Genomic DNA, 13,514 nt, shown 5'->3' on the forward strand with positions numbered 1-13,514 from the left:
AGTTACCGTCCGTCCGACGTCAGGCTGGTTCCGCTCAGTTCTTCTTCGATCGCGACTTCGAGGCGCGCCTGAAGGTCGGCGTCGCCGATCTGCTGGACGATTTCGGTGAGGAATCCGCGGACGACGAGGCGGCGTGCCTCTTCCTCCGTTATTCCACGAGCCTGCAGGTAGAACAACTGCTCGTCATCGAACCGGCCGGTCGCACTGGCGTGCCCGGCGCCGGCAATGTCACCGGTTTCGATCTCGAGGTTGGGGATGGAGTCAGCGCGGGTTCCGTCGGTGAGGACGAGATTGCGGTTCTGCTCGTAGCTGTCGGTCGCCGTAGCCGTCTGGCGGATGAGCACGTCACCAATCCAGACGGTGCGGGCACCCTCACCCTGGAGTGCGCCCTTGTAGGTGACACGGCTCCGGGTGTTCGGGGCGTCATGGTTGACGTAGACCTGCTGCTCGAGGTGCTGGCCTGCGTCGGCGAAGTACAAGCCGAGTGCTTCGACCTCGCCGCCCTGCGCGTTGAGGTGGGTCGACGGGTTGATACGCACGACACTCCCGCCGAGGGTGACGACGACGTGCTTCACGCGGGCGTCGCGCCCAACGACGGTGAAGTGCGACGCGAGGTGTGCCGCGTCGTCATCCCACTGCTGCACGGTGACGACGGTGAGGTCGGCTCCGTCCCCAACAAGGATCTCGACGTTCTCGCTCAGGCGCGCCGATCCGGTGTTCTCGAGGATGACGAGCGCAGAACTGAACGGCTTGGCCTCGATGAGAACGTGGGCAGCGCGAGGGGCGTTGCCGAACTGGGAGCGGTCGACTCGCACGGTCTTCGCTTCTTCACCGGAAACGGTGATGGCGAGAGCCTTGTCGAACCGGGTCCAGGCGTTCGCCGAGCCGCGCTCTTCCGGCGTCCCTGCGGTGCCGATACGGGAGTCATCGCGGTCGACCCAGCGGATGTCGACACCGTCGACCGCCGTCGCTGAGTAAGCGTATTCGCCGCCGTCGAGCTCGCCGTCGATCAGATCGGAGATCCGGTCGATCGGCGTGAGCTTCCACACAGCTTCACGACCCGTGAGGGCAGGGAAGTCGGCGACGTTGGTCGAACGGAACCTGTCGGACCTGGTCTGGATCGGAACGACTCCCCATCCACCGTCGGTGTGCTTCTTGTAACCCAGCTGCCCGGTCTGTTCGAGCTTGGTGGGTGTTGCTTCCGGCGCGGAGATCGTCATTTAGCCGACCGATCCTTCCATGCCCATTTCAATGAGCTTGTTGAGTTCGAGTGCGTATTCCATGGGCAGTTCACGAGCGATCGGCTCAATGAAGCCACGGACGATCATCGCCATGGCCTCGTCCTCCGGCATGCCGCGGCTCATGAGGTAGAAGAGCTGCTCTTCGCTGACCTTGGAGACCGTTGCTTCGTGCCCGAGCTGCACATCGTCGATCCGGATGTCGATGGCTGGGTAGGTGTCGCTTCGCGAGATGGTGTCGACCAGGAGCGCATCACAACGAACGGTGTTCGCCGAGTGGTGCGCGTTGGCGTCGACACGGACTTCTCCACGGTAACCGGCGCGTCCACCTCCGCGGGCGATCGACTTCGAGACGATCGACGACTGGGTGTACGGCGCCATGTGGATCATCTTCGCACCGGCGTCCTGGTGCTGGCCGGGGCCGGCGAACGCGACGGAGAGGGTCTCGCCCTTGGCGTGCTCGCCCATCAGGTAGATGGACGGGTACTTCATGGTGACCTTGGAACCGATGTTGCCGTCGATCCACTCCATCGTCGCGCCCTCAGCGGCCGTGGCGCGCTTGGTGACGAGGTTGTAGACGTTGTTCGACCAGTTCTGGATGGTCGTGTAGCGAACGCGGGCGTTCTTCTTCACGACGATCTCGACGACGGCGGAGTGCAGTGAGTCGGACTTGTAGATCGGGGCGGTGCAGCCCTCGATGTAGTGAACGTAGCTGCCCTCGTCGGCGATGATGAGCGTGCGCTCGAACTGCCCCATGTTCTCGGTGTTGATCCGGAAGTAGGCCTGTAGCGGAATCTCGACGTGGACACCAGGCGGCACGTACACGAATGATCCACCGGACCAGACGGCCGTGTTGAGAGCGGCGAACTTGTTGTCGCCGGCCGGGATCACCGTTCCGAAGTATTCCTCGAACATCTCCGGGTGCTCCCGAAGAGCGGTGTCGGTGTCCATGAAGATGACACCCTGGCGCTCAAGGTCCTCGTTGATCTGGTGGTAGACCACTTCGGATTCGTACTGTGCTGCGACTCCGGAGACGAGGCGCTGGCGTTCCGCCTCGGGGATGCCGAGCTTCTCGTACGTGTTCTTGATGTCGTCCGGGAGGTCTTCCCAGGTCTGTGCCTGCTTCTCGGTGGAGCGGACGAAGTACTTGATGTTGTCGAAGTCGATCTCCGAGAGGTCTGCACCCCACAACGGCATCGGCTTGCGCTCGAAGAGCGAGAGTCCCTTGAGCCGACGCTGAAGCATCCACTCCGGTTCAGACTTGAGGGCGGAGATGTCCGAGACGACTTCGGGAGAAACTCCACGCCGGGCGGAAGCGCCTGCGGCGTCTGAGTCGGCCCATCCGAATTCGTACTGCCCAAGGCTTTCGAGTTCGGGGCGGTCTATCAGAACGTCTGACATGTCTACCTCTTTCCTTCTCAGCTGCCTAACAGGATTTCTGCGCGGCACATTCCCGCGCACGCCGAAACAACAGGAGTTGCTCAGGAATGTGCAGGCGGCTGATTTTGCGTATCTACAATTGTTCAAGGACGGGGGCCGCGCTGCTCCCGCGCCGTTCGCTGGCGAGTGCCAGACTTAAATGCATGAACCCCATGATTCTACAGGTTGTGGCGGTAAATAGCACGAGGCTCAGAGACCAGTCACAGCAACACCACAAGTAGAGGAATGCTCGACCGTGAACCGAATTGCACAGGGGGCCAGACAATTCTGGAACTGGCTACCGACGGATGTCGACCGACGGGTGCGCGTGGTGGCATGGCTGAACCTCGTGGCTCAGACAGTTCTCGTCGGAACGGGTGGTGCTGTTCGCCTCACCGGTTCGGGGCTCGGCTGCCCGACCTGGCCGAAGTGCACGGCCGAGTCTTTTGTCTCGACGCCCGAAATGGGCATCCACGGCGTCATCGAGTTCGGCAACCGCACACTGTTCTTCGTGCTCCAGATCATCGCGATCTTCGCTCTCCTGTTCGTGCTCAAATACCGCAAGCGCCGCCGCGACCTCTTCATCCTCACTCTCATCCCGGCCTGCAGCGTCCTGTTCCAGGCCGTCGTCGGCGGCATCACGGTGCTCAGCGGCCTGAACCCGTATGTCGTTGGCCTGCACTTCATCCTGAGTGTGACGCTTGTCGTGCTCGGCTCAGTACTGGTGTTCCGGGTCTACAACGGCAACGGCGCGAGGGTGCGGACCGCACCGGTGTGGTTGTCGGCGACAACCCACGCTGCCGCGTTCTTCGTCGCCGTGACGATCGTTGTCGGTGTCCTCACGACCGGGTCGGGGCCGCACGCCGGCGATAAGGGAGCGGCGCGCAACGGACTCGACTCCGAGTTCTTGCAGCACGTGCATTCGTGGCCCGCGTACATCTCGCTCGCGCTGACTGTGGCGGTCGTCGCCGCCGCGTGGCTGCTCCCCGTGCCGAGCCTGCGCTTCCCCTCAGCGCTCGTGCTCGTCGTCGAGGGCGTTCAGATCGTTGTCGGTGTCGCCCAGGCCCGGATGGGGCTGCCAGAACTCCTTGTGGGGATCCACATGGTGCTGGCGTGCGTGCTCGCCGCGGCCATGACGGTGACTGTGCTTCACCTCAAGACACCGGCAAAACTGTCAACGGCAGCAGAACCGGCGGAATCGCTCCAGTCCTCCTAGGGCACTCCCCCGCCCCTCGACCGGCCCCGGAGGAGCGTTCACGCGGGTGACGCCCAGCGAGCGGTCCCATAAGGTCACTCGGGCGATCGGTCGGTCCACAAGGGCCGTTCGCGGCGAATGTGAGCGACCCTTACGGACCGCTCGAACCCTTGAGTCCCCACGTTTCGTCGTTGAGGCTGCTCCCGAGCAGCATTGTCTGGCGACTCGACGTTCCAGTCATGGGACCCGGAGCCCTCGGTGCTCAGCGCTGTCCGCGTCCGCGGTCGGCGTCTGACTAGAAGGGCAGCAGCGGGTCGATACCGACAGCGAGGAACAACAGCGTCAAGTAACTGATCGACCCGTGGAAGACCCGCATCGGTGACACGTGCTCGTGGCGAATCGCAAGGTTGTACAGGCGGTGGGTCTCATAGATGAACCAGCCACCGGATGCCGCGGCGACAACCGTGTAGAGGATACCCATCGATGCGACGGGGACGAGAAGAAGCGAACATGCGACCGTCGCCCAGGCGTAGAGGATGACCTGCAGGCCGACCTGCGCCCGGCCACGGACGACCGAGAGCATCGGGACGCCGGCCGCGCGGTAGTCCTCGCGGTACTTCATCGACAGCGGCCAGTAGTGCGGCGGTGTCCAGAGGAACACGACGGCGAAGAGGATGACGGGTGCCCAGCTCAGCGAATTCGCGACGGCGGCCCAGCCGATGAGCACGGGGAAGCATCCGGCGATTCCACCCCAGATTATGTTCTGAGAAGTCCAGCGCTTGAGCCAGAGCGTGTAGATGACGACGTAGAAGAAAATCGCGCCGACCGAGAGGGCCGCGGTGAGCGGGTTGGTCGTGAAATACAGCCAGACCGTGGAGAGAACAGCGAGGGTCCAGGAGAAGACGAGAGCTTCGCGCGGGCTGAGCACGCCCGTGACGAGCGGCCGCTTGCTCGTGCGCTTCATCACCTTGTCGATGTCGCGGTCGATGTAGCAGTTGAAGGCGCCAGCGCTTCCTGCGCTCATCGCACCACCGATCACAGTGGCGAGAACGAGCCAGAGGTTCGGGATTCCGCCTTCGGCAAGGATCATGACCGGCACGGTGGTGACCAGGAGAAGTTCCATCACGCGGGGTTTCGTGAGGGAGATGTATCCCTTGACCTTGTCGACGGCGCTCACGCGTTGTGGCGTGACGCGGTCTTCTACAGCAATGTTCATCGCTCCTCTTACGGTGGCTTGCTCCCCCATTCTAGGCGAGGAGTAGGAACGATTAAGCCCGCTACCAGACTGGGCCTCAGGACGTAACCTCCCCGTCATATGCATGCGGCGTTCCCTATACTGAAAGCGCTCGCCAAACCGTTTGTGGTGCTCTCCCAGTCGTCGTTCTCGTCGTCGGAGTTGTGTCCGACGGAGCCAATGAAGCCAAATGTGCGTGTTTCACGCTCAGTTAGCGGGCCAGAGATGGCCCGACGACGTCGATCAGAAGGGTCACTACTGTGGCAGCTTTGCAATGGGATTCCATTGACAACACGGCGGTTGATACCGCCCGTCTCCTCGCAGCGGATGCGGTCGAGAAGGTGGGGAACGGTCACCCGGGTACGGCGATGAGCCTCGCCCCGGCCGCTTACCTGCTCTTCCAGAAGATCATGCGCCGGGACCCGAGCGACCAGCACTGGCTGGGGCGTGACCGGTTCGTCCTGTCCGTCGGTCACAGCTCGCTCACGCAGTACGTCCAGTTGTACCTCGGTGGCTACGGCCTCGAGCTCGAAGACCTCAAGGCGCTTCGCACCTGGGGCTCGCTCACTCCGGGGCACCCGGAATACGGCCACACCGACGGCGTCGAGATCACCACAGGCCCGCTCGGCCAGGGTCTCGCCTCCGCTGTGGGCTTCGCATACGCCGCACGCTACGAGCGCGGGCTGTTCGACCCGGACACCGCCAAGGGTGAGAGCCCGTTCGACCACTTCGTGTACGTGATTGCCGGCGACGGCGACCTGCAGGAAGGCATCACGAGCGAGGCATCCTCGCTCGCTGGTCACCAGCGTCTCGGCAACCTGATCGCGATCTACGACAGCAACCAGATCTCGATCGAGGACGACACAAACATCGCCTTCACCGAGGATGTCGCGGCCCGCTACGAGTCCTACCACTGGCACGTGCAGACGGTCGACTGGAAGAAGACCGGCGAGTACGTCGAAGACATCCAGGCGCTCAATGACGCAATCGAAGCGGCCAAGGCCGAGACCGACCGCCCGTCCCTCATCGTCCTCAAGACGATCATCGGCTGGCCAAGCCCGAAGAAGCAGAACACCGGCAAGATCCACGGCTCAGCACTCGGCGCTGACGAGCTCGCGGGAGTCAAGGAAGTCCTTGGCTTCGACCCCGCCGAAAGCTTCGTCGTCTCCGACGAGGTTCTCGCCCACACCCGCAAGGCCGTCGACCGCGGCGCAGAGCAGCGTGCCGAGTGGCAGAAGGGTTTCGACGCCTGGAAGACCGCAAACCCCGAGAAGGGTGAACTGCTCGACCGCCTGCTCACCGGCGCACTCCCTGACGGTATCGAAGAGGCACTTCCTGTCTTCGAGCCCGGTAAGGACGTGTCGACGCGCGCGGCATCCGGAAAGGTGCTCAACGCGCTCGGACCGGTCATCCCGGAACTGTGGGGTGGCTCGGCCGACCTCGCAGAGTCCAACAACACCACCATCGAAGGCGCTGCCTCGTTCGTGCCGAGCGAACACTCCACCCGTGAGTGGACCGGCAACGAATACGGACGCGTCCTGCACTTCGGAATCCGCGAGCACGCCATGGGAGCAATCCTCAACGGCATCGCCCTGCACGGCCCGACCCGCGCATACGGTGGAACGTTCCTCATCTTCAGCGACTACATGCGGCCCGCCGTGCGTCTCGCTGCTCTGATGAACGTTCCATCGATCTTCGTCTGGACCCACGACTCCGTCGCCCTCGGTGAAGACGGACCGACTCACCAGCCGGTCGAGCAGCTCGCGACTCTCCGCGCCATCCCGAACCTCGCTGTCGTCCGCCCCGGCGATGCCAACGAGGTCGGTTACGCCTGGCAGGAGATTCTCACTCGTCGTGGCGGCCCAGCGGGTATCGCACTCACGCGTCAGAACATCCCGGTGTTCGAGCGTGGCACCGGCGAAGCGTCAGGCGACACTTTCGCTGCTGCGTCCAACGTGTCCAAAGGCGCATACATCCTCGCCGAGGCTGTCAACGGCACCCCCGACGTGATCCTCATCGCCACCGGCTCCGAGGTCCAGCTGGCAGTCGACGCCCGCGAAGCCCTCAAGGCTGACGGTGTCGAAGCGCGCGTCGTCTCCGTTCCCTGCCTCGAATGGTTCGAGGAGCAGGACGAGGCCTACCGCGAAAAGGTCCTCCCGAAGGCGATCACCGCGCGTGTCTCCGTCGAGGCGGGCATCGACCTGACCTGGAAGAGCATCGTCGGTGACGCCGGTCGTTCGGTTTCGATCGAGCACTTCGGTGCTTCCGCTGACTACAAGACCCTGTTCCGCGAGTTCGGCATCACCACTGAAGCTGTTGTCGCCGCCGCAAAAGAAACGCTCGGCAAGTAGCCCGGGCACGAGGAGAAGAATCATGACTGAATCAACCCCCACCGCCCAGCTCTCCGCCGCAGGCGTCAGCATCTGGCTCGACGACCTTTCACGCGGCCGGATGGACTCCGGAAGCCTCCAGGAGCTCATCGACACGAGGAACGTCGTCGGCGTCACCACGAACCCGACCATCTTCGCGAGTGCACTCAGCAACGGTGAGAGCTACGCGGAGCAAGTCTCCGAACTCGCAGCAGCGGGCAAGGATGTCACGGAGGCGGTCTTCGAGATCACCACGGCTGACGTCGCACGTGCCTCCGACCTGTTCCGCCCCATCTACGATGCGTCGAATGGTTTCGACGGCCGCGTCTCGATCGAGGTCGAGCCGCGTCTTGCACACGATGCAGCGGGCACGATCACCGAGGCGAAGGCTCTGTGGGCCAAGGTCGACAAGCCGAACGCGATGATCAAGATCCCGGCAACGGTTGAGGGTCTCGAAGCCATCACTGCGGCGATCGGCGCCGGCATCAGTGTCAACGTCACCCTGATCTTCAGCCTCCAGCGCTACCGCGAGGTCATGAACGCGTACCTCACCGGTCTCGAGCAGGCCAAGGCTGCCGGCATCGACCTGTCAACGATTCACTCGGTGGCGTCGTTCTTCGTGTCGCGCGTCGACACGGAGATCGACAAGCGCCTCGTCGAGATCGGAACCGACGAAGCACTCGCTCTCAAGAGCAAGGCCGGCGTCGCCAACGCTCAGCTGGCCTACGAAGCGTTCGAGCAGACCTTCGCGTCGGAGCGGGCCGCTGGCCTCCTTGCCGCTGGGGCGAACAAACAGCGTCCGTTGTGGGCGTCGACCGGAGTCAAGGATCCCAACCTTCCCGACACCCTCTACGTGACGCAGCTCGTCGCGCAGGGCGTCGTCAACACGATGCCGGAGAAGACCCTCGAGGCGACCTTCGACCACGGCAAGATCGAGGGCGACAGCGTCACCGGTTCGTACGACGAGGCCAATCAGGTCCTCGACGCGATCGCCGGCCTCGGTATTTCGTACAACGAGGTCACCGCACTCCTCGAGAAGGAAGGCGTTGAGAAGTTCATCGTCTCCTGGAACGAGCTGCTCGACACGGTCACCGCTGCTCTGGCGGCCGCAAAATGAGCTTCCGGATCCACGTCAGCGGCGCCGCCAAGGACGCCGTTGATGCGGTGGTCCCGACCCTCGTCTCCGACATGGTCGCGTCGGGCATCACCGGGCTGAACTCAGCCCTGTGGGGCCCGGCGGCCGAAGAAGAAGCATCAAAGCGCCTGGGCTGGACCGAGGCGACGACCGTCTCCCGGGCTCTCGTGCCGCAGATCGAGGCACTCCGCGCTGAACTCGCCGATGCTGGAGTCGAGCACATCGTTCTCGCCGGCATGGGTGGCTCCTCGCTCGCGCCCGAGGTCATCACCCGCACTCTCGGCGGCAACCTCACCGTGCTCGATTCCACGGCACCAGGACAGGTCCTCGCGGCCCTGGCCGACAGGCTTGAGGCATCAGCCCTCGTCGTCTCCTCGAAGTCCGGTTCCACTGTCGAGACCGACAGCCAGCGTCGTGCATACGAGAAGGCATTCACCGACGCCGGAATCGATCCACGCGGACGCATCATCGTCGTGACCGACCCCGGGTCACCGCTCGACGCATCCGCCCGCGAAGCCGGATACCGGGTCTTCAACGCCGACCCCAACGTCGGAGGCCGGTACTCCGCTCTCACGGCGTTCGGGCTCGTGCCGTCGGGACTTGCCGGCGTCGACGTCGGAGCCCTGCTCGACGAGGCCGACTCGGTCGCGGTCGAACTCTCAATCGATGACAAGCACAACCCGGGTCTCATCCTCGGCGCAGCCATCGCCGGAACCTCACCGCTCCGGGACAAACTGGTGATCGTCGCTGATGGAACGCACATCGTCGGGTTCCCCGACTGGGCCGAGCAGTTGATCGCAGAATCGACCGGCAAGCAGGGAACAGGACTGCTCCCGGTCGTCGTCGACGCGCTCGCTCCCGAGCTCTCCGGTGAGTACCCGGACGTGCAGGTCGTCCGACTTGTCGATGACGCCGACCAGCTGCACCTGTTCCCCCGCGACCGGCACGAGGGCGAAATCCTCGTTTCGGGAACGCTCGGCGCGCAGATGATGGTCTGGGAGTACGCGACGGTTATCGCCGGCCGGATCCTCGGCATCAACCCCTTCGACCAGCCGGACGTCGAGTCCGCCAAGATCGCAACGCGCGGCCTTCTCGACGCGCGTCCGGAGCAGACAGCACCGCTGTTCGCCGAGAACGGCATCGAGGTTCGCGGCGACGCATCAGTTCTCGCCGGCACGACCACGGTCAAGCAGGCCATCGACACCCTCGTCGCCCAGTTGCCTGACAACGGGTACCTGGCGGTACAGGCGTACGTCGATCGTGTGTCGCTGCCCCAGCTCGAGGGCATCCGCGCGATGCTCGCCGGCATCACCGATCGTCCGGTGACGTTCGGATGGGGACCACGGTTCCTTCACTCGACAGGACAGTTCCACAAGGGTGGACCTGCGGTTGGCGTTTTTCTTCAGATCACGCAGGATCAGCTGACGGACCTCGAAGTCCCCGGCCGTCCGTTCACGTTCGGTCAGCTGATCCAGGCGCAGGCCCAGGGCGACGCCAGTGTGCTCGCCGATACGGGACGTCCCGTTCTCACGCTCAACCTGACGGACCCGGAAAACAACATCGTGTCCCTTTTTGAGGCCATCAACTAGCTTTCGCTGGCTGGCCGTAACCGAGGAGTTGTATGTCCCCCGTGGATATCACCCCCGAGTCCAATCCCCTGCGCTTGGATTCTGACCGCCGACTGAACCGCATCGCCGGGCCAAGCGGTCTCATCATTTTCGGCGTGACAGGTGACCTGTCGCGCAAGAAACTGATGCCCGCCGTGTACGACCTCGCGAACCGTGGTCTTCTTCCTCCCGGGTTCTCCCTCGTCGGGTTTGCCCGGAGGGACTGGGAGGACCAGGACTTCATGGAGGTCGTGCACGAGGCAGTGAAGTTGTACGCCCGCACGGAATATCGTGAGGAAGTCTGGAACCAGCTCGCCCAGGGCATCCGCTTCGTTTCGGGTGAATTCGGCGACGACGCGGCCTTCGAAAACCTCAAGGAGACCGTCGACAAGCTCGACGCCGAACGTGGCACGATGGGAAACCACGCGTTCTACCTGTCGATCCCGCCGAAGGCATTCCCCGAGGTGACGGAGCAGTTGCGCCGGTCAGGACTCGCAGACGCGAGCGAAGGCCAGTGGCGCCGCGTCGTCATCGAGAAGCCGTTCGGATCCGACCTCAAGACGGCACGTGAGCTCAACACTGTCGTCGAATCGGTGTTCCCTCCTGACTCGGTGTTCCGGATCGACCACTACCTCGGTAAAGAGACGGTGCAGAACATTCTGGCGTTGCGCTTCGCCAACCAGATGTTCGAACCGATCTGGAACTCCCACTATGTCGACCACGTGCAGATCAGCATGGCTGAAGACATCGGAGTCGGCGGACGGGCCGGGTACTACGACGGCATCGGCGCAGCCCGCGACGTCATCCAGAACCACATCCTGCAGCTTTTGGCCCTCACCGCGATGGAAGAGCCACTCTCGTTCGACGCAAAGGATCTCCGGGCAGAGAAAGAAAAGGTGCTCGCCGCCGTCAGTCTTCCTGAAGACCTGGGAACGGCGACCGCGCGCGGCCAGTATGCAGGCGGATGGCAGGGTGGCGAGAAAGTCCCCGGCTTCCTCGACGAAGACGGAATGTCACCGGACTCGACGACCGAAACCTATGCGGCGATGCGACTCGACATCAAGACACGACGCTGGGATGGGGTGCCGTTCTACCTCCGGGCAGGCAAGCGCCTGGGCCGCAGGGTCACCGAGATCGCTGTCGTGTTCAAGCGCGCGCCCCAGTTTCTTTTCGCGGAGAGCCAGACCTCGGAGCTCGGGCAGAACGCCCTCGTCATCCGGGTGCAGCCAGACGAGGGAGTGACGATCCGGTTTGGATCGAAGGTTCCTGGCGCTGGCACCCAGGTGCGTGACGTCACCATGGACTTCGGCTACGGCCACGCCTTCACCGAGGCGAGCCCGGAGGCCTACGAGCGGCTCATCCTCGATGTGCTGCTCGGCGACCCTCCCCTCTTCCCCCGCCACGCGGAGGTCGAATTGTCCTGGAAGATCCTCGACCCGATCGAGGAATACTGGGCCGCTCAGGGCGGTCCTCTCGAACAGTACCGGCCGGGCTCGTGGGGCCCCGATTCCGCCGACGCGCTCCTCGCGCGTGACGGACGCACCTGGAGGCGACCATGATTGTCGATCTGCCCGACACCACCGTCAGCAAACTTTCCAAGCGACTGGTTACCCTGCGGGAGGACGGCGGCGCCGTCGCCCTCGGCCGGGTGCTCACCCTCGTCATCGTCTCCCAGCCTGGCGAGGAGGAAGAAGCGATCGAAGCGGCGAACGACGCGTCGCGAGAGCATCCGATGCGTGTTCTCGTTCTCTCCCGAATCCCGGACGGCGCCGGCGTTGCGCCCCGGATCGACGCGCAAATCCGTGTCGGCGGGGACGCCGGAGCGAGCGAGGTCATCATCCTCCGCGCGTACGGCGAAGCGGCGGGCAACGAAGAGAGCCTTGTCAACGGACTGCTTCTTCCCGATGCCCCCGTCGTGGCCTGGTGGCCTGTCGAAGCTCCTGCGGATGTCGCGCACACGGCCATCGGCCACATCGCCCAACGCAGGATCACGGATGCCTCCGAGCACGACGATCCGCACGCGGCGCTTCTCGAACTCTCCCGCTCACACTCCCCCGGCGACACCGACTTCGCCTGGACCCGGCTGACCCTGTGGCGGGCCCAGCTCGCCGCGGTCCTCGACCAGCCGCCGTACGAGCAGGTGACTGCCGTGACCGTTGCCGGCGCAGCTGATTCAGCCTCGACCGTGCTGCTCGCGGCGTGGCTGCAGATGCAGTTGCAGGTGCCCGTCACTCAGGAACTCACCGAACGGGGCTCGGGCGACACCGGTATCCATGGCGTGCGCCTGACGCGAGCCAGCGGAGATATCGTGCTCGAGCGCCCGTTCGACGCGATCGCCAAGCTGACGCAGCCGAACCAGCCAACTCACGAACTGACGCTCCCCCGCAGGAGCCTTCGCGATTGTCTGGCGGAGGAGCTGCGCAGGCTCGACCCGGATCCGTTGTACGGTGAAGTAATCACCAAGGGTGTGCGTCAGCTCGAAGTCGAGCTCGCCACCGGGGAAGGTAAAACTCGATGACCAACGAACGCCGTGTTCTCGTACACGCCGACGGCGATGCCCTGGCCGCCTCGATGACCGCCAGGTTCCTGACCAAGAGCGTCGACCTGCTCGACGAGAACGACCACATCAACGTCGTCCTCGAGGGTGGCCGTGTCGCTTTGAAGGTTCTCGCTGCCATCAACGCGTCTCCAGCCCGCGACAGCGTCGACTGGGAGCGAGTGCATTTCTGGTGGGGTGACGAACGCTGGCTTCCCGCCGGTGACCCCGAGCGGAATGACCGGAAGGCACGCGAGGCCCTGCTCGACCACATCGAGATCCCCGAGGAGAACATCCACTCATGCCCCACCTCCGACGGTGGCCTCGACCTTGACGCCGCTGCAGCGGCCTACGCCGCGGAACTCGAGGAGAATGCCGACGGTGAGGGGAACCTACCCCGGTTCGACATCACATTCCTCGGCGTCGGCCCCGACGGTCACACCGCGTCGTTGTTCCCCGATCGCAAAGAGGTTCTCGAGCGGGATGCCACGGTCGTTGCGGTTCGCAACTCCCCCAAGCCTCCCGCGGAACGAATCAGCCTCACGCGTCCGGCGATCAACTCGTCGCACCGGATCTGGGTCAGCCTCTCCGGGGCAGACAAGGCATCGGTCCTCGGCCTGGCCCTCGCCGGCGCCGCGTACACGGAAGTTCCCATCGCCGGTATGAAGGGACGCAAACGCACGGTGTTCTTCGTCGACTCGGATGCCGCTTCTGAAGTTCCCGAAAATCTCATCGCGCGCACCTACTGAATTCTGCTCGCGCACGAAGAAGAGCCCCTGTC

10 protein-coding genes are annotated in these 13,514 nt (G+C 64.0%); 7 read left to right on the top strand and 3 right to left on the bottom strand.

Annotated elements, in window-relative coordinates:
- Positions 1–2: 2 nt before the first annotated feature.
- Together sufD and sufB are read right to left on the bottom strand one after the other, a co-directional pair.
- Positions 3–1,214 carry a Fe-S cluster assembly protein SufD gene (sufD, locus tag ACWA1Q_RS06730; RefSeq protein ID WP_463760796.1) on the bottom strand — a complete coding sequence of 404 codons (1,212 nt, stop codon included), beginning with the start codon at positions 1,212–1,214 and terminating at the stop codon, positions 3–5.
- 6 nt (positions 1,215–1,220) lie between these two features.
- Positions 1,221–2,639, bottom strand: coding sequence for a Fe-S cluster assembly protein SufB (sufB, locus tag ACWA1Q_RS06735; protein WP_463760548.1), 1,419 nt, complete (start codon positions 2,637–2,639; stop codon positions 1,221–1,223).
- Positions 2,640–2,913: 274 nt separating this feature from the next.
- Here sufB and ACWA1Q_RS06740 point away from each other — a divergent pair, with 274 nt between their 5' ends.
- The gene (locus tag ACWA1Q_RS06740) at positions 2,914–3,873 is read left to right on the top strand and encodes a COX15/CtaA family protein (RefSeq protein WP_463760551.1); all 960 of its coding nucleotides are present in this window, start codon (positions 2,914–2,916) and stop codon (positions 3,871–3,873) included.
- Between the two features lie 274 nt (positions 3,874–4,147).
- On the opposite strand, the gene ACWA1Q_RS06745 is transcribed toward ACWA1Q_RS06740, so the two are convergent.
- Positions 4,148–5,068 carry a heme o synthase gene (locus ACWA1Q_RS06745; RefSeq protein WP_463760553.1) on the bottom strand — a complete coding sequence of 307 codons (921 nt, stop codon included), beginning with the start codon at positions 5,066–5,068 and terminating at the stop codon, positions 4,148–4,150.
- Between the two features lie 278 nt (positions 5,069–5,346).
- Between ACWA1Q_RS06745 and tkt the strand changes: the two genes are divergently transcribed.
- The 6 genes from tkt to pgl are packed head-to-tail and all read left to right on the top strand — an operon-like array spanning position 5,347 to position 13,482.
- On the top strand, positions 5,347–7,437 hold the full coding sequence (tkt, locus tag ACWA1Q_RS06750) for a transketolase (protein ID WP_463760554.1): 2,091 nt from the start codon (positions 5,347–5,349) through the stop codon (positions 7,435–7,437).
- Between the two features lie 22 nt (positions 7,438–7,459).
- Entirely contained in the window at positions 7,460–8,572 is a 1,113-nt protein-coding gene (gene tal, locus ACWA1Q_RS06755; protein WP_463760556.1) for a transaldolase, read from the top strand.
- Positions 8,569–10,179 (top strand): glucose-6-phosphate isomerase, encoded by a 1,611-nt coding sequence (locus ACWA1Q_RS06760; protein WP_463760558.1) that lies wholly within the window; start codon positions 8,569–8,571, stop codon positions 10,177–10,179. The genes tal and ACWA1Q_RS06760 overlap by 4 nt, the downstream gene beginning before the upstream one ends.
- 32 nt (positions 10,180–10,211) lie before the next feature.
- Positions 10,212–11,756, top strand: coding sequence for a glucose-6-phosphate dehydrogenase (zwf, locus tag ACWA1Q_RS06765; protein ID WP_463760560.1), 1,545 nt, complete (start codon positions 10,212–10,214; stop codon positions 11,754–11,756).
- A complete protein-coding gene (locus ACWA1Q_RS06770; protein WP_463760561.1) occupies positions 11,753–12,715 on the top strand; it encodes a glucose-6-phosphate dehydrogenase assembly protein OpcA in 963 nt (320 codons plus the stop codon). The genes zwf and ACWA1Q_RS06770 overlap by 4 nt, the downstream gene beginning before the upstream one ends.
- Positions 12,712–13,482: a 6-phosphogluconolactonase gene (pgl, locus tag ACWA1Q_RS06775; protein WP_463760563.1), complete on the top strand. Its 771-nt coding sequence runs from the start codon at positions 12,712–12,714 to the stop codon at positions 13,480–13,482. Before ACWA1Q_RS06770 ends, pgl begins: the two co-directional genes overlap by 4 nt.
- Positions 13,483–13,514: the final 32 nt, after the last annotated feature.

Source organism: Mycetocola sp. TRD_SC_2, from assembly GCF_055361225.1.

Excerpts from the sequence above, each read along its gene's own strand:
- sufB (WP_463760548.1), bottom strand. The coding sequence starts at position 2,639 with ATGTCAGACGTTCTGATAGACCGCCCCGAACTCGAAAGCCTTGGGCAG.
- ACWA1Q_RS06745 (WP_463760553.1), bottom strand. The coding sequence starts at position 5,068 with ATGAACATTGCTGTAGAAGACCGCGTCACGCCACAACGCGTGAGCGCC.
- tal (WP_463760556.1), top strand. The coding sequence starts at position 7,460 with ATGACTGAATCAACCCCCACCGCCCAGCTCTCCGCCGCAGGCGTCAGC.
- ACWA1Q_RS06760 (WP_463760558.1), top strand. The coding sequence starts at position 8,569 with ATGAGCTTCCGGATCCACGTCAGCGGCGCCGCCAAGGACGCCGTTGAT.
- zwf (WP_463760560.1), top strand. The coding sequence starts at position 10,212 with ATGTCCCCCGTGGATATCACCCCCGAGTCCAATCCCCTGCGCTTGGAT.
- ACWA1Q_RS06770 (WP_463760561.1), top strand. The coding sequence starts at position 11,753 with ATGATTGTCGATCTGCCCGACACCACCGTCAGCAAACTTTCCAAGCGA.
- pgl (WP_463760563.1), top strand. The coding sequence starts at position 12,712 with ATGACCAACGAACGCCGTGTTCTCGTACACGCCGACGGCGATGCCCTG.